The 24772-nt window shown below is 48.2% G+C and carries 19 protein-coding genes; 12 read left to right on the forward strand and 7 right to left on the reverse strand.

Annotation, left to right across the window (positions count from 1 at the left end; all coding sequences use genetic code 11):
• Nucleotides 1–216 precede the first annotated feature (216 nt).
• The 12 genes from tsaA (at nucleotide 217) to C8N47_RS11260 (ending at nucleotide 15109) form a co-directional block, all read left to right on the forward strand.
• A complete protein-coding gene (gene tsaA / locus C8N47_RS11205; protein ID WP_107822691.1) occupies nucleotides 217–732 on the forward strand; it encodes a tRNA (N6-threonylcarbamoyladenosine(37)-N6)-methyltransferase TrmO in 516 nt (171 codons plus the stop codon).
• Nucleotides 733–1129: 397 nt separating this feature from the next.
• On the forward strand, nucleotides 1130–1732 hold the full coding sequence (locus tag C8N47_RS11210) for a hypothetical protein (RefSeq protein ID WP_107822647.1): 603 nt from the start codon (nucleotides 1130–1132) through the stop codon (nucleotides 1730–1732).
• Between the two features lie 13 nt (nucleotides 1733–1745).
• On the forward strand, nucleotides 1746–2597 hold the full coding sequence (locus tag C8N47_RS11215; protein WP_107822648.1) for a DUF2764 family protein: 852 nt from the start codon (nucleotides 1746–1748) through the stop codon (nucleotides 2595–2597).
• A gap of 38 nt (nucleotides 2598–2635) precedes the next feature.
• Nucleotides 2636–4390 (forward strand): V-type ATP synthase subunit A, encoded by a 1755-nt coding sequence (locus C8N47_RS11220; protein WP_107822649.1) that lies wholly within the window; start codon nucleotides 2636–2638, stop codon nucleotides 4388–4390.
• 18 nt (nucleotides 4391–4408) lie between these two features.
• Nucleotides 4409–5731 (forward strand): V-type ATP synthase subunit B, encoded by a 1323-nt coding sequence (locus tag C8N47_RS11225; RefSeq protein ID WP_107822650.1) that lies wholly within the window; start codon nucleotides 4409–4411, stop codon nucleotides 5729–5731.
• A 23-nt stretch (nucleotides 5732–5754) separates the two neighbouring features.
• Nucleotides 5755–6357, forward strand: a complete 603-nt coding sequence (locus tag C8N47_RS11230; protein WP_107822651.1) for a V-type ATP synthase subunit D — start codon at nucleotides 5755–5757, stop codon at nucleotides 6355–6357.
• On the forward strand, nucleotides 6354–8180 hold the full coding sequence (locus tag C8N47_RS11235) for a V-type ATP synthase subunit I (RefSeq protein WP_107822652.1): 1827 nt from the start codon (nucleotides 6354–6356) through the stop codon (nucleotides 8178–8180). Before C8N47_RS11230 ends, C8N47_RS11235 begins: the two co-directional genes overlap by 4 nt.
• Nucleotides 8181–8211: 31 nt before the next feature.
• Entirely contained in the window at nucleotides 8212–8661 is a 450-nt protein-coding gene (locus C8N47_RS11240; RefSeq protein ID WP_107822653.1) for a V-type ATP synthase subunit K, read from the forward strand.
• Between the two features lie 730 nt (nucleotides 8662–9391).
• On the forward strand, nucleotides 9392–10759 hold the full coding sequence (locus C8N47_RS11245) for a glycoside hydrolase family 28 protein (RefSeq protein ID WP_107822654.1): 1368 nt from the start codon (nucleotides 9392–9394) through the stop codon (nucleotides 10757–10759).
• A 21-nt stretch (nucleotides 10760–10780) separates the two neighbouring features.
• The gene (locus tag C8N47_RS11250; RefSeq protein ID WP_211316115.1) at nucleotides 10781–12136 is read left to right on the forward strand and encodes a glycoside hydrolase family 88/105 protein; all 1356 of its coding nucleotides are present in this window, start codon (nucleotides 10781–10783) and stop codon (nucleotides 12134–12136) included.
• 360 nt (nucleotides 12137–12496) lie between these two features.
• A complete protein-coding gene (locus C8N47_RS11255; RefSeq protein ID WP_107822655.1) occupies nucleotides 12497–14578 on the forward strand; it encodes a beta-galactosidase in 2082 nt (693 codons plus the stop codon).
• A gap of 354 nt (nucleotides 14579–14932) precedes the next feature.
• On the forward strand, nucleotides 14933–15109 hold the full coding sequence (locus tag C8N47_RS11260) for a histone H1 (RefSeq protein WP_107822656.1): 177 nt from the start codon (nucleotides 14933–14935) through the stop codon (nucleotides 15107–15109).
• Between the two features lie 145 nt (nucleotides 15110–15254).
• Here the strand turns inward: C8N47_RS11260 and C8N47_RS11265 are convergent, their stop codons facing one another.
• The 7 genes from C8N47_RS11265 to C8N47_RS11295 all read right to left on the reverse strand — a co-directional run bounded on the left by C8N47_RS11265 (nucleotide 15255) and on the right by C8N47_RS11295 (nucleotide 24758).
• Nucleotides 15255–16028 carry a LytR/AlgR family response regulator transcription factor gene (locus C8N47_RS11265; protein WP_107822657.1) on the reverse strand — a complete coding sequence of 258 codons (774 nt, stop codon included), beginning with the start codon at nucleotides 16026–16028 and terminating at the stop codon, nucleotides 15255–15257.
• A 1-nt stretch (nucleotide 16029) separates the two neighbouring features.
• The gene (locus C8N47_RS11270; protein WP_107822658.1) at nucleotides 16030–17043 is read right to left on the reverse strand and encodes a sensor histidine kinase; all 1014 of its coding nucleotides are present in this window, start codon (nucleotides 17041–17043) and stop codon (nucleotides 16030–16032) included.
• 126 nt (nucleotides 17044–17169) lie between these two features.
• Nucleotides 17170–18447, reverse strand: a complete 1278-nt coding sequence (locus tag C8N47_RS11275) for a PQQ-binding-like beta-propeller repeat protein (protein WP_107822659.1) — start codon at nucleotides 18445–18447, stop codon at nucleotides 17170–17172.
• A gap of 21 nt (nucleotides 18448–18468) precedes the next feature.
• Nucleotides 18469–19737 carry a glycosyltransferase family 4 protein gene (locus C8N47_RS11280; RefSeq protein WP_107822660.1) on the reverse strand — a complete coding sequence of 423 codons (1269 nt, stop codon included), beginning with the start codon at nucleotides 19735–19737 and terminating at the stop codon, nucleotides 18469–18471.
• 15 nt (nucleotides 19738–19752) lie between these two features.
• On the reverse strand, nucleotides 19753–22896 hold the full coding sequence (locus C8N47_RS11285) for an ABC transporter permease (protein ID WP_107822661.1): 3144 nt from the start codon (nucleotides 22894–22896) through the stop codon (nucleotides 19753–19755).
• The gene (locus C8N47_RS11290) at nucleotides 22893–23564 is read right to left on the reverse strand and encodes an ABC transporter ATP-binding protein (protein WP_107822662.1); all 672 of its coding nucleotides are present in this window, start codon (nucleotides 23562–23564) and stop codon (nucleotides 22893–22895) included. Before C8N47_RS11290 ends, C8N47_RS11285 begins: the two co-directional genes overlap by 4 nt.
• 24 nt (nucleotides 23565–23588) lie before the next feature.
• Complete coding sequence (locus C8N47_RS11295; RefSeq protein WP_211316116.1) at nucleotides 23589–24758, reverse strand: outer membrane protein assembly factor BamB family protein; 1170 nt, start codon at nucleotides 24756–24758, stop codon at nucleotides 23589–23591.
• Between the last annotated feature and the right edge of the window lie 14 nt (nucleotides 24759–24772).

Raw genomic sequence — 24772 nt, forward strand, 5'->3', positions numbered from 1 at the left:
CGTCGAAGCCGAAAGGTGTTGATCTTCAATGCTGGCTTTCCTTCTTTTGTTTATGGCGCGTTATCTGTTGCGTGAATAACTGTTTTTGCATCATGAGACTGTGGCGCCAACGCAAAAAGGTCATTGTGCAGTGCTGCCCGGCCGGGGTCGATTGGTGAAGGCTGTAGTTTGGCTCTGCCGCATGATGCCAATGAAATAACTATCAAAAGATTCAGTATGAGTAGGATTAATCGTGAATTGCAATCGATCAGTTTTGAGCCAATTGGCGTGATCTACACGCCCCATGTCGATTTGGTGAATATGCCTGTTCAGCCGGTAGGGGCCAAAGGTGTCGAGGGCCATTTCGAGTTAAAACCCGAACTCGCCCAGGGTTTAACTGATCTGGACGGATTCTCGCATATCACCCTCATTTATTTTCTGCACGAAGTGGGGGGCTACGATCTGATGGTGAAACCGTTTATGGATGATCGGAAGCACGGAATTTTTGCCACGCGCTCGCCCAAGCGTCCTTGTGCCATTGGCCTGTCAACGGTTCGTTTGTTACGCATCGAAGAGAATAAGCTGTTCTTTGAAGGAGCCGATATGTTAACCGGTACTCCCTTGCTCGATATTAAACCTTTTTTCAGGCAGACCGATAACCGCCCCGAGGCCATCTCGGGCTGGTTGGATGAAAAGGACGAAACACTCGCGCATTCCCAGCGGTCAGACGATCGCTTTGTTCAATCGCGTTGAAAAGCAGAATCAATTAAGTTGATAAAAATAGGATTATGAAGGCCTAAGCTGTGGTGCCGGATGCTTTGCCGCTCTGAGGTCGGTTGATGAGGCCGCGACTCGGGAAGGCGTTCTATTATCTCGTCGATTTTTTTTGTGGATATTCAGCTTTTAAAGCTCGTCGCCGATGAACCAAATAAACAATAAACCGTTATTCCTCCTTAGTTCTCGTTTTTTAATTTTTTTATTTCTTAACATGAAATTGGGTAATTTTCACTAAACTTATCGACGTTTTTTTTGCGCCCGGGGAGCATTGTTCGCGCGATTACCGAACAGCTTTTCGTTGTTTTTGCGACTTTAAAATTCAGAACGACTGATATTTAGTTAGTCTAATTACCGATACATAAACTAATAGAACATGGAAAACAGACTTCAGGAATTAACTGAAAAAATCTACCGTGAAGGAGTGGAGAAAGGCAATGAGGAAGCAAACCGAATTATAGACCAGGCCACCGACGAGGCCAGGCAGCTTACTCAGCAGGCTGAGCAGGATGCCCGGGCGATTCTGGAAAAAGCCCGCAAGGAGGCATCCGACATGCGTCGCAGCATTCAGGCCGAATTAAAATTATCGTACGAGCAGGCTGTCTCTACCCTCAAGCAGGAAATAGCTCAATTGATCAGTGACTCGATTGTCGACAAAGCAAGCCAACAAACAATTAACGACAAGAATTTTTTCAACACATTTTTACTCAAACTTGCCGGTAGCTGGAGCGAAACGCAGGATTTACGGCTTTCGATTCCCGAAAACGACGAGCAGGGCATTGAAGCTTATCTGGCGAAAAACGCTTCCGAGATCTTAAAGAAGGGCCTGAGGGTTGAAAAAGTGGCCGGAATAAAGACGGGCTTCCAGCTCGGACCTGCCGATGGCAGCTACAAAGTGAGCTTTACCGATACCGAGTTTGAAAACTTTTTGAAAGAGTTGCTGCGCCCTCGCGTAGCCAAACTGCTTTTCGAAAACTAATCAGTTCGCAGATATGAGCCAATATTACTATCTGGTATCCGGACTGCCGGAATTGTCTCCGGATGACCACAGGGTTCCTGTAAGTATGACTGAGCTGAAGGAGCTGCTGATTGAAAACCTGAGCGCCGCGGATTTGGAGCTGATCAAGCTGTTTTTTCTGAAATACGATAATCAGAACCTGCTGGCTTACCTGGCTAGCTCCGAAAGCGAGTTGAATGCGCTGGGAAACCTCTCGGGTGTGCAACTGGGCGAGATTATTCGCGAGAATAAAGAGCTTGAACGCCCTGCGGTGCCCGCCATGCCTCCCTATTTTGTGCCCTTCCTGCAAGCTTACCTGGCCGATAAGCAGGTGGAGCAGTTCCCCGAGCTTTCGGCCGAGGATCAGCTGGCAAGCTTGTACTACGATTATGCCTGCCAGTGCGATAATCCCTTTATCGCCAACTTTTTTCGCTTCATGTTGAATGTGAAAAATATCCTGATTGCACACCAATGCCGCATCTCTGGTTACGACCTGTCGCAAACCATTGTTGGCGACAACGACATTGCCCGGCTGATACGGACCAGCAACGCTAAAGATTTTGGCTTGAGTGGTGAACTGGATTATCTGGACGATGTGCTTCAGATTGCAGAGGAGGAAAATCTGTTGGAACGCGAGATGAACCTGGATGAGCTGATCTGGAACTACCTGGACGAAAATTCATTCTTCCACTATTTCTCGGTTGAACGAGTCTTTACCTATCTGATCAAAATTGATATGCTCGGCCGTTGGGAAAATATGCGCCGGCAAGATGGCCAGACGGTATTCCGTCGTGTTATCGGTGGCTACAAAAAAGCTTACCGGTTTGCTGATGAGTTTAAAGTGTAATGAAATAAAATCAAAAAAAAGTATACAAAATATTGCGTATGGCAGCCAAAGGAAAAGTAAAAGGAGTCATTGCCAACCTGGTTATTGTTGAAGCAACCGAGGCAATCTCCCAAAACGAAATATGCTACATTGCTGTGGGCGACCGCAGACTGATGGCTGAAGTCATTAAAGTAATCGGGACAAATGTTTATGTGCAGGTGTTCGAAAGTACCCGGGGAATGCGTGTTGGCGACCAGGTAGAATTTGCCGGTCACCTGCTGGAGGTAACCCTGGGGCCCGGAATCCTGTCGAAAAACTACGATGGCCTGCAAAACGACCTGGACAAAATGCACGGCGTCTTTCTCAAACGGGGGGAGTATACCTTCCCGCTGGATGAGGATAAATTGTGGGACTTCAAACCCCTGGCCAAAGCAGGCGACCCGGTGGAGGCCGGAAGCTGGCTGGGCGAGGTAGACGAAAACTATCAGCCCCACAAAATTATGGTTCCCTTTGTGTTTGAAGGAAGCTACACGGTGAAAAAAGTAGCCGAAGCAGGACAGTACACCATCAGCGACCAGATAGCGGTGCTCACCGACAAGGATGGGCAGGAAATTCCGGTGACCATGATGCAGAAATGGCCGGTGAAAAGAGCCATTAAAGCGTATCGCGAAAAACCCCGCCCATTTAAGTTGCTCGAAACCGGCGTGCGCACCATCGATACGGTAAACCCCATTGCCGAAGGGGGAACAGGTTTTATCCCCGGCCCCTTTGGTACCGGAAAAACCGTGTTGCAGCACGCCATATCCAAGCAGGCTGAAGCCGACATCGTGATTATTGCGGCCTGTGGCGAACGGGCCAACGAGGTGGTTGAAATCTTCACCGAATTTCCGGAGCTGGACGACCCGCATACCGGTCGTAAGTTGATGGAACGGACAACGATTATTGCCAACACTTCGAACATGCCGGTTGCTGCCCGCGAAGCATCGGTGTACACAGCCATGACCCTGGCCGAATACTACCGGGCCATGGGCTTGCGTGTGTTGCTGATGGCCGATTCAACCTCGCGTTGGGCACAGGCTTTGCGCGAGATGTCCAATCGTCTGGAAGAGCTTCCCGGACCGGATGCCTTCCCGATGGACTTGTCGGCCGTAATTGCCAACTTCTATGCCCGTGCCGGCTACGTGTACCTGAACAATGGTGCAACCGGTTCCATAACCTTTATTGGTACGGTGTCGCCGGCCGGGGGGAACCTGAAAGAGCCGGTTACCGAATCGACCAAAAAAGCAGCACGTTGTTTCTTTGCTCTTCAGCAGTCGCGCGCCGACGGAAAACGTTACCCGGCGATTAACCCGATTGATAGTTATTCGAAATACCTGGAGTATCCCGAGTTTCAGGATTATATTGCCCAGCGGGTTGATGGCGAATGGGTTGGCAAGGTAAATGAGCTGAAACGAATGCTGCAACGCGGGCTCGAGGTGAGTGAGCAGATGAACATCCTGGGCGACGACGGTGTACCGTTGGATTATCACTTCACCTTCTGGAAAGCGGAAGTGATTGACTTTGTCATTCTGCAACAGGATGCCTTCGACAAAATCGATGCGGTAACCCCGCTTGAACGTCAGGAATATATGGTGAACAAGGTGTTGGAAATCTGTCACAGCGACTTTGCCTTCGACTCGTTTACTGAAGTGGGCCCCTATTTTAAGCGGGTCATTCACTTGCTTCGTCAAATGAACTACTCGGAATTTCAATCAGAGAAGTTCAATGATTATGAGCAGGAATTGCGTGAAATTGTTTTCGAAGCAGTCAATTAAAAAACAGGAGGAACAGATATGGCAAACAAAGCCTTTCAGAAAATATATACAAAAATTACCCAGATAACGAAAGCAACGGTAAGCCTGAAAGCCACTGATGTGGGCTACGACGAGCTGGCTACCATTAACGGAAAGCTGGGGCAGGTGGTAAAAATTATGAACGACGAGATTACCCTGCAAGTGTTTGGCGGAACCGAAGGGATTCCCAACGATGCGGAGGTGATCTTCATTGGAAAATCGCCTACATTGAAGGTGAGCGATCAGCTGGCCGGCCGCTTTTTCGATGCCTTTGGCTATCCTATTGACGGCGGTCCTGATGTGGAAGGTGTTGAAGTGGAGATCGGTGGCCCGTCGGTTAATCCGGTGCGCCGCAAGCAGCCCAGCGAGTTGATTGCTACGGGTATTGCCGGAATCGATTTGAACAACACGCTGGTGTCGGGGCAAAAAATACCGTTTTTTGCCGACCCCGATCAACCCTACAACCAGGTGATGGCTAACGTTGCCCTGCGCGCCAAGGCCGATAAGATTATCCTGGGTGGTATGGGATTAACCAACGACGACTACTTGTATTTCAAGCAGGTGTTCGACAATGCCGGTGCACTCGACCGCATCATCAGCTTTGTAAACACCACCGAGAACCCGCCCGTTGAGCGCTTGCTGGTACCCGATATGGCCCTGACGGCAGCTGAATATTTTGCAGTTGAGAAAAATGAGAGCGTCCTGGTGCTGCTTACCGACATGACCCTGTATGCCGATGCTTTGTCGATCGTGTCGAACCGGATGGACCAAATCCCGTCGAAGGATAGTATGCCCGGGTCTCTGTATTCCGACCTGGCGAAGATCTACGAAAAAGCCGTTCAGTTTCCCGATGGCGGATCAATCACCATCATTGCCGTAACGACCTTGTCGGGCGGCGATATTACCCACGCCATCCCTGATAACACCGGTTATATTACCGAAGGACAGCTGTTCCTTCGTCGCGACACAGAAATCGGTAAGGTCATTGTCGATCCTTTCCGAAGTTTGTCGCGCTTAAAACAGCTGGTAATCGGTAAGAAGACGCGCGAAGACCACCCGCAGGTGATGAACGCAGCCGTACGTTTGTTTGCCGATGCGGCCAATGCGCGTACCAAGCAGGAAAATGGTTTCGACCTGACGGACTATGATATGCGAAGCCTTACTTTTGCCCGCGACTATTCCAACGAAATATTGGCCATCGATGTCAATATTAGCACCGAAGAGATGCTGAATACGACCTGGAACCTGTTTGGGAAGCATTTTAAGAAGGAAGAGGTTGGGCTGCGCGAAGAATTTGTGACGAAGTATTGGTCTGAAAACTAGATCGGGAAACGAAACAAAATCTTATGGCAGTAAAATTTCAATATAACAAAACTTCGCTCCAGGGGCTCGAAAAGAATCTGAAGATTCGCGTCCGTGCGTTGCCAACCATCAAGAGTAAAGAGTCAGCTTTACGGGTGGAGGTGAAAAAGGCCAAAAGTGACGTGCAGCTTTTGGACGACAAGTTTGAGCAACTGATAAAAGCGAATGAAGAAATGATGGTGCTCTACGGTGAGTACGACCCGTCGTTACTCGAAGTGTCCGATGTGCTGGTTGAACAGCAAAAAATTGCCGGCGTTAAAATACCGGTGTTCAAGGGAGTCGATTTCGATCAGCAACCCTTCAGCCTGTTCAACAGTCCGAGCTGGTTGCCGGGGGGAATCGTCAAAATCCGTGAACTGGCAGCGGTGGCGCTCGAACGTGAATTTTATTTTCACAAGGTAGCACTGCTGGAATACGCCCGGAAGAAAACCACCCAGAAGGTAAACCTGTTCGAAAAGGTTCAAATTCCGGGATTTGAAGATGCAATCCGGAAGATTAAACGATTTTTGGAAGATGAGGAAAACCTGAGTAAGGCGGCTCAAAAAATTGTGAAATCGCGACAAGAAGAAACGGAGGAACCAGTATGATTGTAAAAATGCGAAAATACGCCTTCCTGGTTTATCATGGTGAATATGAGCTTTTCTTGAATAAGCTGCACGAGCACGGTGTGGTTCATGTGGTTAATTCAGGTCAGGATTTGTCGGATGCCGAAGAGCTGTTGGCGCACCGCGAACAACATAAGCGGGTGATGAAAGCCATCAAAGAATTGCGGAAGATCGAAACAGAGGATTCTCCATTCGATATTGGCCCGCAACAGGCTGTTGACCGGTATTACGAGCTGATCAAAGAACGTGAACACCTGCATTCCGAAATTGAACACCTGAAAAAAGAGCATGCGCATACCGAGCCGTGGGGAGAGTTTGATCCTCAGCTGCTGGAAAAGCTGAAGGCCCGGGGGCGCGAAGTCCTGCTATATACTTGTGCCCGGCGCTGTTGTAAGCCCGAGTGGGAGAAGGATTTTCCCCTGTTTATCGTTAACCGGGTGGGCACAACCGTTTATATGGCTCTGGTAACCAACGGCGATGGTGACACCATTGATGCAGACCCCGTACGCATGCCTACGCACAGTTTGAAACAGCTAGAGAAGATGCAGCAAGAGGCACAGCATCAGCTGGATGAAGTGGAAGGACAGCTAAACCGGCTGGCCGCCCATGTTGATCAGCTGGAAGCCTATCAGCTCGAGCTCATGGAACGTTATACTTTCGAAAAGGTATTCAAGGAAACCGAACAGCTTGCCGAATCAAAAGTGTCGGTTTTGTACGGATGGGTGCCCGAAACCAAAGCCGATGAGTTGGAGAAGTTCCTGCAGCAAGACTCGATCCTCTATCAGGTGAGCGACCCTACACGGAAGGATGATGTGCCTGTGTTGTTGAAAAACAGTCGTTTGAGCAGGCTCTTCGAGAGTATTGGCCAGCTGTACAGCTTACCCAATTATGGTGAGATGGATCTGACCGCTTTCTTTGCGCCCTTCTACTGGCTGTTTTTCGGTTTTTGCCTGGGTGATGCAGGCTACGGAATTCTGTTGGCTTTATCCGGATTTTTGCTGCGCAATCGTTTGGGCGAGAAAATGCGGAACACCATGACGCTGGTTGGCCTGCTGGGCCTGTCTACCATTTTGTTTGGTATTATCGGGGGAACCTTTTTCGGAATGAACCTCTACGAAATGAAGTTTGCCCTGTGGGGCGATGTTGCCCGGCATTTCGACCCGGCAAACAACGGCGACAAATTTAATATCAACGATCATCTGTTTAATCTGGCCCTTATTCTGGGAGCTGTGCAGATTATATTCGGCATGTTCATCAAGGTGATGAATGAGTCGCGGATGTATGGTTTTAAGAATGCCTTGGGCAGTCTTGGCTGGTTCGTCCTGGTTGTCGGCGGAATATTGGTCTATGCGTTGTCGCAGCTGGGGCTGCCATCGCTGGTGGTCGACATCGCAACCTGGACGGTTGTGGCAGCGGGTGGAGCGGGAGCTTTCCTGTTTAACAACCCCGAACGCAATATTTTTGCCAACATTGGTGCCGGCTTGTGGGATGCTTACAATATGGTTTCCGGCTTGCTGGGCGACTTGTTATCTTATATCCGTCTGTTTGCATTGGGGATCTCCAGTGCAATCCTGGGCTATGTTTTCAACAGCCTGGCCATGGCCTTGTCGCCCGATGTTCCGGTGTTGAAGTGGATCGTTATGGTGATCATCCTGCTCATTGGTCATGGTATTAATATGTTTATGAGTTCGCTCGGCTCGTTTGTACACCCGATGCGTCTTACATTTGTCGAATTTTATAAAAACTCCGGTTTTATTGGCGGTGGAAAAAAATATCAACCTTTTGCCAGAACAACCAAAAAGTAAAACAATTAAATCAACTTAAATTTTTAGTGATATGACTCCTATTTTATTAGCTTACATCGGAATTGCTATTATGATTCTCTTATCGGGCATTGGCTCGGCAATTGGTGTTTCCATCGGTGGTAATGCCACAATTGGTGCGTTGAAGAAGAACAGCGACGCTTTCGGTAACTATATGATTTTGTCGGCCTTGCCCGGAACCCAGGGGTTGTACGGATTCGCCGGATTCTTCATTTTGCAGTCGTACCTGGTGCCCGAAATAACCATGTTTCAGGCAGCTGCCATCTTTGGTGCCGGTTTAGCACTCGGATTGGTTGGCCTGATGTCGGCCATGCGCCAGGGACAGGTTTGTGCCAGCGGTATTGCCAGTATTGGTGCTGGTTACGATGTGTTCGGTAATACCCTGATTTTGGCGGTGTTCCCCGAGCTGTATGCAATTGTTGCCTTTGCAGCGACCTTTATGATTTCGGGGCTGATTGGTTAATCATCAACGGTAAATAAATAAAAAACGATGGCTGAGCTTTTGCAAGTTCAGCCATTTGTTTTTCTGAAAGTCTGACCACCCAAAGGAGCTAAGCCTGAATGTCGATCAAGGTTTTGAATAGATGTGGTACGACAACCCGACAACTTATGAAAACAACGACAACAGCATCGTCGAGAAATCCTAAACTTTCATCCCTGTTGGAGATTCCCCTGAATCATGTGTGTTTTTCTGAAAGTCTGACCACCCCAAGGAGCTAAGCCTGAATGTCGATCAAGGTTTTGAATAGAGGTGGCACGACAACCCGACAACTTTTGAAAACAACGACAACAGCTCCGAAACTTTCATTCCTTTTGGTGATTCCCCGGAATCAGGAAGGTTTTTTCAGAAAGTTGCTGAGCGTACAACCGCCGGGTTGCAAAAGGATGCGTTTTTTTTAGAATGATACCGGCCAAAAACAGGCGCAACGAAATCCTTTGGCTTAAGGGCTTAATTCGTTATCTTGCAACAAGCAAAATAACTAACTAACACAACGATGAAACGAAACTTATTCCGAGAACTTCGCGCCCTTGCTCCGTTGATTCCATAGCTTATTGTTGCTACCTGAACCGTCTGCCAATATCGACGGAGCAGACTTGTTGTGCGTCTCTGTTAAAACGGTGATTTTGCCGGCGAAATGAGCAGTCACAGCACGAATAGTCGTTTTAAACTACAAACTAAATAGCAATACTACATGAAAAATCAACTACGCTACTTTATGCTGCTTGCGGCAATTCTTTTCTTTTCGTGCACGGGTACAAAGCATAAATTGAAAATCCAAACGGTGACCGTAAAGGCACCTTTTGAGATGCCGCCGCTTTCAACGCCCGATTTCAGGGCCTGTCCAGAATTCCGGATCACCGACTTTGGTGCAGTTCCGGGAGATCAGCAAAAAACATCGGAGGCTATTGCCGCGGCCATTGCAGCAGCCAACGCCGCCGGTGGTGGTTCGGTGGTTGTTCCCCCTGGTGAATGGCCAACCGGTCAGATTCATCTTCAGAGTAGGGTGAATCTGCATTTGCAGAAAGGCGCTGTGCTACTGTTCTCTGATCATCCCGACGACTATTTGCCAGCGGTGCACACCAGTTGGGAAGGGCTGGAGTGTTACAATTACTCGCCGCTGGTTTATGCTTATGGCTGTAAGGATGTGGCCATCACCGGCGAAGGAGAGTTAAAGGCCAAAATGAACTTCTGGAAAAGCTGGTTTGACCGCCCGCCGGGACATCTGAACAGCCTGAAATATTTGTACGAAGCAGCGGTGCGGAATGTGCCGGTGGAGGATCGGGTGATGGTGAATGACAGCGCGAATATGCGTCCGCAGTTTATTCAGTTTAACCGGTGTGAAAATGTGTTGCTGGAGGGGGTGAAAATCACCAACAGCCCGTTTTGGACCATTCACCCGTATCTGTGTCAAAATGTGACGATCCGCGGTGTACAGGTTTATGCGCATGGTCATAATAACGATGGTGTGGATCCGGAGATGAGTCAGAATGTGTTGATTGAAGATTGTATCTTCGATCAGGGCGATGATGCGATTGCCGTGAAATCGGGACGTAACCAGGATGCCTGGCGGCTGCACACACCTACCCGCAACCTGGTTGTTCGCAACTGTCTGGTGAAAAACGGGCATCAGCTGTTGGCCGTCGGTAGTGAGCTTTCGGGCGGCGTGGAGAATGTGTTCATGGATCATTGTGCTGTTGCTGATGGTGCCAACATGTTTCATCTGGTGTTCATCAAAACAAACGAACGACGTGGTGGCTTTGTGCGAAATATTTATGTCGAAAATATTAAGGCTGATAAGATGCGCGAAGGCATTCTGGGAATTGAAACCGACGTGCTTTATCAGTGGCGCGACTTGGTGCCAACTTACGAAACACGGTTGACCCCGGTCTCGGACATCTACCTTGAAAATATTAAGGCCAACAATGTAAAGTTTACCTACCGGATTCTGGGACAGGAAGAGCTGCCTGTTGAGCGCGTTTTTCTGAAAAATATACAGGCTGACACGATTCGCGAACAGCGAAATATTGCAGCCAATGTTACCGGGCTGGTCGTGGAATAATCGAATAAGCAAATCAAACTAATGAAACAGATCAAAATGAATAAACGACTGATGCTGGCCATCGCTGCGCTGTGCTTTTGTGCCGGCACAATGGCTCAAAAAGTGAATGATGTAACAACGCCGCTACACCTGTTGCAGCCGGAATATCCAACGCCTTACGGGAAACCCGCGGTGGCTGATATCGAGGCTGTTCTGAGCAGGGTGTACGATTACCTGGCAGCAACAACGCCGCCGGCCCTGGTCGACAAAACTACTGGCGCCGAAATTACCGATTATACGCTGGTGAATGAGAACACGATTATGAAGCCCGGCGATTTTCGACTGACCAGTTATGAGTGGGGCGTAACTTATGCCGGTATGTTGCTGGCTGCCCAACAAACCGGCGATCCGAAATACGCCGATTACGTGAGCCTTCGACTGAACTTTCTGGCACAGGCACTAAAGGCATTTGCCGAATTTGAACAGGGAAGTCCGGACAGCAAGCATCAACTGTATTTTACCCTTCATCCGCATGCGCTCGATGATTGCGGAGCGCTTTGTGCAGCCATGATTAAGGCTCAGAAAGCGGGCGTTGCCCAGGGACAGGATGAAATGATCGAGACTTATATGGATTATATCAGCAACCAGGAGTTCCGGTTGGATGATGGAACGCTCGCACGTAATCGTCCGCAGCCAAACGCCATCTGGCTCGACGACTTGTTTATGGCAGTGCCTGCCCTGGCGCAGATGGGAAGTTATAGCGGCGATACCCAATATTTTGACGACGCTGTAGCACAGCTACTTCAAGTGTCCGGGCGTATGTTCAACCCCGACAAAGGCTTGTTTATGCATGGCTGGATACAGGGAATGGACGAGCACCCGCAATTTCACTGGGGCCGCGCCAACGGATGGGCTGTGATGACCATGGTTGAGCTATTGGAGGTTTTGCCGCCCGACTATGCCGGCCGCGATCAGGTGCTGGACTTGTTGCGTCGGCATATTCGCGGATTGGCCAACTGTCAGCACGGAACGGGCTTTTGGCACCAGCTGCTGGATCGCAATGACAGCTACCTGGAAACATCGGCAACAGCCATTTATACTTATGCCATTGCCCGTGCTATTAACAGGGGCTATGTCGATGCCAAAGTGTATGGCCCCATGGTTTGTCTGGCCTGGAATGCTGTGGCCTCGAAGGTGAACGACAAAGGCCAGGTTGAAGGAACCTGCGTGGGAACCGGCATGGGCTTCGATCCGGCTTTTTACTATTACCGGCCGGTGAATGTGTATGCCGCGCACGGCTATGGCCCTGTGCTGCTGGCGGGTGCCGAGATGATGGAGCTGGTAAAAACAACTGATAGCCGCATCAACGACAGCTCGGTGCAGTTTTACGACCAATAGGTGAAGGTTTAAAATGGCCGTGAGTCGGTTCGAAAAGCAGACCGGATTTCCGGGAATCTCCAGTCGGGATGAAAGTCCGGGATTTTCGGATATCCTGTTGTCCCGGTTGTCACTGGTTGTCGTCCAAAACATGATCAAAGCGATTTCGGTCTATTTTTATCAATGATGAAAGGCGAACGGGAAGCTTTGTACAATTTCGATGAAATAGCTGAACCTTCTGTTTTCATGCTGCGAAACGGTTCGTGAATGCGGATTCTACGTTTTCATTTTCCAGCTGAAAATTCACGGAACAAGCTGCTGATAAGTCAGGTAAAAAAGCTAATATTGTAACCTATACAATAACCTATCGAAACAAACCGAATGATGAAACGAAATCTCCTATTTTTATTTTTCGCAGTTTTGGCTTTCAGTGTGTCGGCACAACGAGTCGAAAGCTGGTTTCCTGCCGACCAACTAACAACCGTTGGCGCTTATTATTATCCCGAACACTGGGATGAGTCGCAATGGGAACGCGACTTGAAAAAGATGTCCGAAATGGGCTTCGAGTTTACGCATTTCGCCGAGTTTGCCTGGGCACAGCTTGAGCCCGAAGAGGGGAAGTTCGATTTTGCCTGGCTGGATCGCGCTGTGGCTTTGGCCGCCAAATACGATCTGAAGGTGATTATGTGTACCTCAACGGCAACACCGCCGGTTTGGCTGGTACGCAAGCACCCCGATGTGCTGAAAACACGCGAGGATGGTACGCAGTACGATCATGGATCGCGGCAACATGCTTCTTTTTCAAACGAATATTACCGGGAATATGCGTTGAAGATGATTGCTGAGTTGGCCAAACATTACGGCAACGATTCGCGCATTATTGGCTGGCAGCTGGACAATGAGCCGGCCGCGAATGTGGACTACGGTGAAGATGCTCAGAAGCGGTTCCGCCGTTTTTTGGAGCAAAAGTATCAGACTATTGATGCGCTGAATAAAGCCTGGGGAACTGACTTCTGGAGTGGTACTTACACTGATTTCGCACAGATCAACATTCCTCAGGGAACGCAATGGGGGATGAACCTGTATCAGCGGCTGGATTTCAGTCGGTTTTGCGACAAGGAAACGTCAACCTTTTTGGACGAACAGGCACTGACCATTCGCCAATATGCCGTGGCGGAGCAGTGGATCACCACGAACTACATTCCGTATTATGATGCCCGTTATGTGGGCGATAGCCGTGAGCTCGACTTTATCAGTTATACCCGTTATATGGTTTACGGCGAGGCTACCGGAATAGGCCGTAAAGGTTATCGCGTTGGGGAATATTCGCGCATTGCCATGGCCAACGACTATTTTCGTCCACTGGCTCCTGTCTATGGTTGTATGGAGTTGCAGCCGGGGCAGGTAAACTGGGGAAGCATTAACTCGCAGCCCTTGCCGGGTGCAGTGCGTCTTTGGTTGTGGCATGTTTTTGCCGGAGGCAGTAAGTTCACCTGTACCTATCGCTTTCGTGCACCGATTTATGGTTACGAGCAATATCACTACGGCATTGTTGGCACCGATGGTGTGACTCCCACACCGGGAGGCAGGGAGTATCAGCAGTTTATCGCAGAGATTAAGCAACTGCGTAGTGTGCCTCATTCGGACAAGCTTCCCGCTGACTACCTGAAGCGCAAAACGGCTATTTTGTACAATCCGGATAATACGGTGGCCATCAATCAGAGCAAGCAAACAACGCTTTGGAATACGGAGCAGCACGTGCTGAAATACTATAAAACATTGAAAGCTTTTGGTGCACCGGTTGATTTTATTCGCGATACGATGCGTTTTTCCGATTATCCGTTGATTGTCGCTCCGGCCTACCAGCAGATGAGCCGAGAGCTGATTGCGAAACTAACAGACTATGTGAAGCAGGGGGGCAACCTGCTGATGTCGTGCCGCAGTGGTCACCAGAACGAGTTTGGGCACTTGTGGCAAGCCCGCCATGCCGAACCGATTTACAAGCTGATTGGTGGGGAAATTCAATTTTACGACTTGCTGCGCCCCTATGCTCCCGATACCATTGCGATGGATGGACAGGCCTTTGCCTGGGCCAGCTGGGGCGATGTGCTGAAAGCCAACGAAGGCACCGAATGCTGGGCTACTTACCAAGGTGATTTTTATGCCGGTAATGCTGCGGTTACCTTCCGCAAGCTGGGGCAGGGAACGGTTACTTACCTGGGGGCTGACAGTAATTCGGGCGATCTGGAACGAGCTGTGCTGAGCCGCCTGTACGCCAAGCTGGGGATTGCTGTTGCCGATTACCCCGAAGGAATTATCGTTGAATACCGCGATGGATTTGGCATAGCGCTCAATTATTCGGACCACAGCTACGAGATGCAGCTCCCGCCGGATGCTCAAATCGTGGTGGGTGAGCAAAAAATACCGACAGCCGGTGTGCTGGTTTGGAGGATGAACGAATAGGGTCGACTCCGACTCAGTTGCTAAGCGATATTAAGCCTGAAAGCCCAAAGTTCGGACGACGGACTTTGGGCTTTTGTTCCCTGTGCGAGCTTTCAAAATTAGCTTCCAAGGGCTTGCAATCCGAAATAAACCGGCAACGAGCTCGCCTTTAAGTTAAACAGTTGTTACGATTGTTGTTTGGCTAAAAGTCTGGTATAAAGGCTGACTTTTAACCATATTTTTAGTACAACAGGTCCAAAAGCGGCTTTTTTCGCGGAAAATATCAAGATAAATGCGAAAGAATGTTGTTCAGAATGCTTGTATAATCAATAAAATTCTATTTTTGAAGGAACTTAAAATTAAGCAAATTACGTTATGAAAGAACTTTTAGAAAAAATCGGTGCTGAAATTGCGTCTTTTCAAGAAAACTCAAATGCTCAGTTAGCAAACGGAAACAAAGCTGCTGGTACTCGTGCCCGCAAATCAAGTTTAGAATTGACTAAGCTGTTGAAAGAATTCCGTCAGGTTTCTCTGGAAGAGTCAAAAAAGTAATTTCATTTTCTCCCTGCCTGTTGAAAAAACAGGTGGGGAGAAAGTCTTTTTTCTACCGGGCTAATCGGCTCAAGTCGTTTTCCGGTTTCGCTTTCCTTCTAAAATCTTTAGGGCCTTTTTTCATCCTGTAATCCTTCTGTATTCCTTATTGGGCCGAATCATTCGGTCGCTTGTTCACAAGCCAGGCTTTAAACTCCGACGCTTTATTCTTACTGATAAATATACGTTCCGGTGCATCCACGTCGAGAGTCACCAATAGCCGGTTGTCAAACCAAACCGTAATGTTGGTTACACTGTCGCGCGCAACAATAAATTGCTTGTTGGCCCGGATAAAATCCGACGGGTTCAGGGTACTGATGATTTGTTCCAGTGCTTTCGCATAGGGGTAGCTCTGCCCGCTCTTCAAGTGGATGGAGGTGTTTTTTTCGCTGGTATAGAAAAAGGCGATGTCGTGCACATTAACCGGTTTTAATTGGTCCTTCCACGGAACCAGTATTTTGTCGGTGAAGCCCGAGCGGGGCGACAAATCGGCGAGATTCGACAGGTGTGTGGCCAGCTCGCCCGAGGTCCATTTCCGAAATTTATGCAGTGCTCGTTCCAGTTCTTCCGGTTTTATAGGTTTCAGCAGATAGTCGATGCTATTGACTTTAAAAGCCTCAATGGCGTGCTCGTCGTAGGCCGTGGTGAAAATTACGGGAGTCTCAATCTCAATGGCATCGAATATGGCAAAGGCAGAACCGTCCGAGAGGTGAATGTCCATGAAGATCAGGTCGGGCTTTTGGTTATGCTGCATCCAATGCACAGTTTGGCGGATGCTTTCGGTATTGCCGATTACCTGAATTGTTGGATCGATCGCGGTGATGATTGCCGAGAGGTTTTCAAAAGCAACGGTTTCGTCTTCTACAATTAAAACTTTCATCTTATGGCTTTAACGGTAAAATTACGGTGAATAGTTTCTCCGATTGGAGAATGCGGATCTGTTTGTTCATTAACAGATGAAAACGGTTCTCCAGATTTTTAAGGCCTGTGCCGTTCGTTACCGGAGCTGTAATCTTTGGAAATATGGGGTTCGAGATCAGCAGTTCGTCATTTTCGTTTAGCTCGATTTCAATCTGCATTTTATTTTCACTATCAATCACGTTGTGAACCACAATGTTATCCACTAAGGGCAGCAACGACAAGGCCGGTAGTTTCAGATGTCGTTTGTCTTCGGGAACCCGAATGTTGAATAGCAGTTTGTTGGCGAACCGGATTTCAAGCATGTACCGGAAGGCTTCAACGAATTTTAGTTCCTCTCCGAGGCTCACCAGACTTTTCTTTTCACTTTGAAGAATGTATCGGAAAACATCGGATAATTTACTGACGAAGGCCAGGGTTATTTCATCATCCTTCTTGCGGATTAATGCGGTCAGACTATTCAGCGAGTTGAAGAAAAAATGCGGATTAATCTGGTTGGCCAGGGCATCGCAACGGCTTTGCAGATTTTCAATTTTCAACTGTTCAATTTCCTGTTCTTTTTTGCGTTGCACGGCATACAGCTGATAAACATGACCGAACAATGAAAATAAGATACAGGCCACAACAAACTGAAATAGCAAAATACTTCCGAAGCAATCGGCTTTTGTGCAGGTTGAAAGGGAGATCAAAGCATAAATTCCGTAGGCAATACCGCAAATTAAAGAATTGAACAGTAGGCGTTTGCTGAAATTTAGTGAGTCGACTTTTCGAAGATTCACCTTTAGAAGAATGAAAGCCAACAAGCTGAAAAACAGATAGCGGAAAACGAAAAAAATGATGTGTTTCAGTTTGGCCGCCTCATCCATATAGCTGAGTTCCCATGGCAGGAACGAAATGTTTGGGTAGCTAATGAAAACTGCACTAATGAAGCTTACCAAAATAATTTTGCCTGTATTAAATTGATGGAGAAATTTCATTGGTATACCGCTTGATATTAATTTTTTTGATCCGGAAAAATACGTTAAATATTCAAATCTTTCCGCTTTGGCACTGCCAAAGCGGAAAATAAGCTACTGATCACGAAAAGGCCAGCTTTAGTTGGTTTACTTAATCAGGTAGGCCATCAACGCAGTGCCGTGGCGAACATACAACACGCCATCGTTAATCACCGGATGAGCCCAATGGGGGCCTTGTCCTTTTTTGATGGCGAATTGACTAACCACGTCGAATGCTTCGGGACTAGCTTTTACCAGTCCGACGTAACCTCGTTTTTCATCGTAGCAATACAACATGTTGTCGGCTGCTATGATGGATCCTTTGCTTTTGCCGCTTCCCCAGTCGGTATTGTATTTTGTCTCGCCGGTCATCCAGTCAACGGCAACCCAATTTCCTTTGCTGTTGTTGAGCCAGTTGGAGCCGTAGATCGTTCCGTCGACTAAAACAAAGCCACCGAGATGGGTGTCCAGATCATCGTTTCTCCAAAGCAGCTCAACGCCCGCCAGATCGTCGTTTAGTTGAAGCATGAACGAGTTCATATCATATCCGTTGCAGACAAAGATTTTACCGTCTTTAAAAAGCGGCGTGTTGGGCGATATTTTCTCCCAGCCGTGTTCTTCTGCATTATGCCCGAAATCGTCAAAGCTCCACATCACTTTTCCGTCATCCGGATTTACCCCCATCACTCGCTTGCCGGTTAAAGCAACAATCTGTTTTTTGCCCTTATACTCGATTAGCAGCGGAGAAGCATAGTTGCATATTTCCCCGAAAGCTTCCGTTTTCCATACTGTTTCACCTGTTTGGGCATCGAGGGCCACCATGGCGGTTTGATCACCGCCCGGCGAGAAGATCACTTTATTGTCGAACACCAGCGGTGATTCCGAAATGCCCCAGATGCCGGTTTTTACGCCAAATTTTGCGGAGCCGTCAATCGCCCAGGCAATGTCTCCCGATTCGGTATCAATACAGACCACTTCGCCAGTTCCTGAAACGACATAAGCCATGGTGCCGACAATAGTTGGTGTTGTGCGCGTTTCGGGATACGACTTGAGCCATGGCGTTCCGTAAACAATTGTGTATTGCTTTTGTCCATCCATCGTATAGGCCGAGAAGATCTCCTTGTTCTCCTCCTCGTTCATACCCGTGATGTAGATGTGTCCGTTGGCGATAACCGGCGATGAATAGCCTTTCCCGGCATCGTCGGTTTCCCATAGTTGCTTGGGGCCTTCGGCTGGCCACTCTTTCAGCAGCCCGGTTTCGGGATAAATGCCATCTCGGTTTGGGCCGCGCCAGCCCTGTTGATCTTGCCCATTCAAATTCATCGCCATTGCCGCAAATGCCAGCAAGGTCCAATAACGGAGTTTTCTGTTGTTGTGTTTTTTCATTTTGGTGTTTTTTGTTGTGTTTTAGTTGTTTATACAGTTTTTATATACATCCAGAAGTTTGTCAACCATCACCGAGGCGTTGTACCTTTCTTTTCCAAGAAGGATGGCTTTGTTTCTCAATTCGTTGAAGGAGGAGGAATCGCTAAATGCCTGCTCGAGCGCTTTGGCTAAAGCATCGGCCGTGTTCGGTTGATAGAGAATGCCGGCATCGGCCACAATTTCGGGGATCGATCCGGTCGCCGGTTCAACAACGGGAACCCCGGCAGCAAATGCTTCACACAAATAGAGGCCGATGCCTTCATCGAAGGTTAACGGAACGGAAAGCACAGAAATTGATTGATAGAACTCCCGGTGCAGGTCGATATTGTAAGTCTCTTGAAAGTCCACGTCGTCATGGTAAGGCCGAAGCTTGCTTTTGAGTTCGTTCAAAAACTTCTTGTCCAGATCGTTGAAGCCTCCGCCGACTTTTAGTTTAAGATCGGGAATTGTATTTTGTTCTTTCAATTTCAGAAATGCGTCGACCAGGATGTGTAGGCCGCTTTTCTCGCACATTCGGTAGAAAAAACCAATAACCGGAACTTTCGGACTTGCCGGGTTGGGATATTTTTCTTCGTCAAATCCGGGGTACACAAGCTCGATCTTGCGGTTGCCGGAAAGCTTCTTTTGGGCAATAGCTCTGTAATAGTCGCTGGTTGTTATCAGCTTGTCGACAAACTGTGTTGCATTATCGATTTGCTGCCAGGCCCGGTTTGCATAACGTTCTTCCATCTTGTCAATCCACACTTCTTCATCCTGAAGTGAGCACACGATGGGAACCTGAAGCTGTGTGCGCAGAAACTTCGCAATGCCGATTAGCAACGAGCTGGACAGGTGGATGATATCGGGCTTCTCGCTTGTCCCGATCCATTCGATCATTTTGTTTATTTCAGTGATAAAGACGGGGTCTTCACCGGTTATCATGGATAGAGTCAACTCTTCCAATCCTTTCGGGGTGGTTGTTCCCGATTTGGAGGCTGCGTAATTCAGCATGAAGTCAGAGCCGGTGAGCTGTTCCATCCAAGCGGGCATCTTGCTTTTTCGAAAAAACTTATGCGCCAGATAGTAAGTTGTTGCCGGAAAGAACAGCGGACTGTCTGATTGAAAAGAGGCATGTTTTAGCGGCAGGTAAAGCGGCGTAATCACCACATCGTGTCCAGCTTTGCGCAAGGCCGAGGCATACAGGTTATCGCGGAAACAATTGCCGCAATAAAACTGATCGCCGGCACCGGGTATGATAAAAAGAACCTTCATCGTTCGTTTTCAGTTTTACGGGTTTTTATCAAGATGATCGGTTTGCCGTTCAATTGTGCTGACTTCGCGCAGCACGACTTTTTTAACAAACAGAACGATACAAATTAAAAAGAAGAGGCTTAGGATCAGCGCCATTAGCCATACTTCAAGGCTGACGACCGGTATGTTGGGAGCGACTGCTACCAATGAGCCAACGATGCCGGCCACCAGCGCATAAACCGGAACCAGCAAGTTCTCACGATAAAGCAGTTGACCGATTTTAGCAGAGTTGAAGCCGAGCGTGAAATACAACTTGATTTCAGACTCGCGAGTCGTTAGGTTTTTCCGAATGACAATGATAAAGGCCACGATTCCGAGCAGCAGTCCGAGCCCGCCTAAGGTCATGAAAATGCTCAGATAGGTGTCGGTTACCGAGTTGAACTGTCGCAAACGGTCGTTCGTGCTTGTTACAATCACGCCATATTCGTTCAGGGCTTGAGTGAGCAGTTTTTTGGTCGATTGCACTTGCTCGTCGCTTGTTTTGACGAGGAATACTTCGCTGCCCGAATTCGCTTTCCAAATTTCAGAGAACAGGTTGCGATCCATCAGAATATTTCCCTGGAAAACGGAATTGGCAATTGTGCCGACTATTTGAACGGCAATGTCCTTCCCGTTATCAGCTTGGTAGTGCAGCGTGTCGCCAATACTTTTTACCAGGCTCCATTGCAGCACCGTGGCGTCAACCAGAGCCGGATATACGGTGTCGGCTGCGGTTTTCATTCGGGCAAAAAGTTGTTCCCGGTTCCAATCATTCAAACTTTTTTGAATTTTAAAATGGCTGGCCTCGAGTTGAGCCATGTCCACAGCTAAAACAGTAGGCGTACTGACTTTATTCAGGTTCAGGCAGCTGGCTTCATCGGCCTGATGTCGTAAACATTGCAGAACTTCAGTGTTGGCAGGAAGGTCTGTCAACCGCAATTTTGCCTTTCCCTCAGGGCTGTTCATGTCGTAGTAAACAGGAACACTGCTTTCGCACCATAGTGAGTAACCGCCGGTTCCGTTTAATATTTTGGAGTGATCGGAAAAGTCTTGTCGGTTAAGGCCAACAGAGAAAACAATGAAGATACCCATGGCTAGCGAGAAAAAAGCCAGTACGGCTTGTTTCTTATTGGCCTGAATCGTTTTCCATTTAAGTTTATCCGTACTGAGTTTTGTGGAGCATGAATTTCCCATAGTGGCCAGTAAAAAATTGCCCCACAGTGCGAAAGTGCCAATCAAAATAACACCAATGACCATGAACACTGCAACAGATTGGAGTACGATGATGTTAATCAGTAGTAGGATGATTGACAGGATGCTTGCAGTGATAGCCCCGGTTTTCAATCTTTTGCGAGAAGTAACTGGCTTAAGCTGTTTTCGCTCCCGGAGGCTGCGGATAATTACCCGGTGGATGAGCCCAAATGACAGCAATAGACCGACGAACAGACCAATCAGGATGGTTTGCAGATTCAGGTAAACGCCAAAGCCTTCGGTGTGGGTGGCACCTTGCCAAACATTGCCGAGCAGCCACATCACCAGTGCGGTATACAGGAAGCCGGCAACAACGCCGCCAATAGCCGAAATGACAATCACGGGAGCTGACTCGGTCCACAGGATACGAACGATTCGCTTTCGCGGGTAGCCGATTGCTTTCAGCAGGGCAATTTCGTGGCGGCGCTGGTAAATCATTTCCGAGAACGGGATGATTAACAGGAGCATAGCTGAAAGGATAATGAAGAATCCCAGCGAAAGAAAAAGGCTTGAAAAGTCCACACCGTTTCTAGCAGCGTACAGACCGGCTTCACGCGGATAGATGAGTTGAATGCCAAATTCTTCTGCCGTTATTTTTGAGAGGTCTGGCTGGCCGTTTTCAATTCGAACAGCTGTTGCTGCACCGTAGGCGTTTTTCCATTTGTCGGCAATAGCCTGGTACGAGATAATTGCTTTTGGCGTGCTGCGGTAAGTTGCCCAGTAATCTTCATCTTCTTTGCTGATCAGATCCATGTTGATCGGAAGATCGGCGTCCCACTCGGTGCATCGATCAACATTCGACAATCCAGGAAAATCAGCGCTAAGTGTACTGTCAGCCTGTAATTCAGCGATGGGGACGATTTTACGCACACTCAGTTTTAAAGAGTCTTCCTTTAAATTTTTCAATGCTGTTGCGGTGTAGTAGCTGATCCATACTGAATCGCCCATCTGAGCATTCAGTCGTTTGGCAGAATAGTCGGAAAGAATAATTTCGTCGCTTTTTAAATGTTCTTCCGAATAGGAATCCATAGCTGTTACAAACGAGTAGGGGATGGACTCGTCCGTTTTTCGAATGGAATTGGCCAGGTAGGAGAAAAGGCGGTTTGTATGCACATTATTTTCGCAGATATCCTTCACCACATTTTCGGGCAGGAATACCCGATCCGAGCTGATTTCGGTAAATCCATCATGAGCGCTTACTTTCAATCCGGAAACCGAGGGATTCCAGCTTTCGTTTAATTCGTTTTCGGTCATTTTTTGATCCGTCAGGATAAGGTTGATTTTACCTTCAGTTTCCATCGCTTCGGCCAGGTCAGCGCGGTTGATAAAGAGGTTGAAAGGAATGATTTGTTCATTTTTCAGGCTGATATTACCGCCTTCTTCGGAACTGACAATTCCATCAAAAGAAAGTCTTAGGCTGGTTGTGTAGCTTTCGCTCACAAATAAAGAACCGCGGGGAATCAGTCCCGAAGCAGGCAGGCGAAGGACAAGGTCGCCGGGCAAATTGGCGCCGATTTCCTGACTCAATGCCGGGTTTATTTTTGCGCTTCCGGCGGCAATGTTCATATCGTCAACACCCCAAACCGTAACGGGAACCAGACGTCCGGAAACTGATAAAAAACCATTGGTGAGCAAAATGCCCCGGGCAGATGATCCAAATACCGGACTGGAGGCAAACTCTTCTGCCAGGAAGCTGCTCTGCGGGAAAATGACCGTTTCGGTGTTGCCCAGGCGCTCGTTTACCCGGTTGACAAGTGTACTGCGAACGGAGTTCCCGGTCAGCAAACTTCCCCCAATCACCATGACGGCTATCAGGATCGCGACCGCTGCCAGCTTATAGTAGCGGGCATAGTGCAGGATGTTTTTATGTGCCAGCGTACGATCGTTCACGATAGTCTCCCTTCTTTTAAAGTGAGAACCCGTTTGGCAGCCGCTGAAGTTTCATCGGAGTGAGTAACCATCAGAATGGTGGTGTTCAGCGTTTTGTTGACTTCAGACAGTAGTTTGGCAATATTCTGTGCGTTTTCCCGATCCAGCTGGCCGGTTGGCTCATCGGCCAGCAGCAGGAGCGGTTTCATAATCAGTGCGCGGCAAACAGCAACGCGGCTGGCTTCTCCGCCCGACAGGGTTTGTGGATATTGATTGGCGATTTCTTCTATCTGGGTGATTTGTAAGAGCTTTTTGGCATATTCTTCCTCGTCCGAGTTTGTGTGATTTTTATGGGCGAGTACCGGCAACAAAATATTCTCGAGGGCGGTGTATTGCGGCATCAGGCGGTGATCCTGAAAGACGAATCCAATTTGTTGATTTCGAAGCACCGCAAGGTCGACCGTTGAGGCTGTTACTTCCTTTTCAGCTAAACGATAGCTTCCTGAATCGGGAGGTAGCAAGGTTCCCAAAACAGACAGCAAGGTTGTTTTTCCGGAACCGGAGGCTCCTTTGATTGCCACAAAATCACCGGCTTCAACTTGAAGGTCGACGCCGCGAAGGACATGGTTGATCCTGTTTTCGCCGTCCCGGAAGTTTTTTTGTATGTTCGATAGTTCGAGTAATGCCATCTTGTTTTGCTTTTTGTTTGTTCGCTAATTTTTTTCACCAAAGCAAAAGAGCGTGCCTTTTGCTGTCAAAATCATAAAGTGTCCGTCGATAACTGCCGGCGATCCCACAATTTGTTCTCCGGTGTCGTATTCCCAAAGCTGGTTGCCGGTGGCAGACTCGTGGATGGAGATAATCCCTGATTTTGTGCACACAATTATTTTGTCGTTACACACAAGCGGAGAACTTTCGCCTGTGTTGCCTTTCAGTAAAAATTTCCAGTTTTGGGTTCCTTTTCTCCGGTCAACAGAGCATAGGTATTGTTCGTCGGCCAGGTAGTACAGGTTTTCCGGGTCGAGGGCCGGTACCGAAACCATGGAGCCGTTGTCGGAACTTGCGGTAACCATCTTTCTGCTGCGGCTGATTTTTCCGTTTTCCAATTCAATTTCGTAAATGTTGCCTGTGTAATCGCTGACATAGCAAAAATTGCCCATGACGGCTGGTGATGCGGGAATATAGGCATCCAGCATAAGTGAGTCGGTTGGCATTCCTGTTTGGCAATCAATCACCCGCAGCCAGGAGTCGCACCCACCAAAGAGGACACTGCTTTTCCACAAGACCGCTGCACCATTAATGTAATAGCCCGACTCAAATTGGTTAATTGCTTTGCCGCTGTGGCTGTCGATGCAGTAGAAGTTGTTGTCGTAGCTGCCAAAGACGATGACTTGTTGTTGCTGAAAATCGCCCAAATTAGGCGATGCCGAAATCTGGCCCATTGTTTCGTAGTTCCAGATTGTATCTTTGGAGGCGAGCGACAGAGCCGTCATTTTACCATCAATCCGGCCAATGTACAGGATTGAATCATGAATCATCGGCGTTGCTTCAACAGCGGTATTCAGCTTGTATTCGAAGGTCAACTTTCCGCTCAAATCAACCCCTTTGATAAGGCCGCGCTTGTCGCACCAGTAGGTTGTCCCATTGTCGATAACAGGCGATGACACGGTGCGGGCACCACCATTGTAGGACCATAGAAGGACCGGATTTTCGGGCAGCTGTTGAGATGAATATCCGCTAAGGCCTGCGTTCCCCCGAAACAGTTTCCAATCCATATTTCCTGATTTTTCGTGGTTTGAGGTTGAGCCCGTACAACTCGCCATCATCACTGTTAAAGCCATGAACGCGATGAGCGTGACCGGGATGGATTTCAATTTTTTCAATATGGCGAATATTC

The organism is Mangrovibacterium marinum, from assembly GCF_003046625.1.
In the GTDB taxonomy this organism is placed as follows: domain Bacteria; phylum Bacteroidota; class Bacteroidia; order Bacteroidales; family Prolixibacteraceae; genus Mangrovibacterium; species Mangrovibacterium marinum.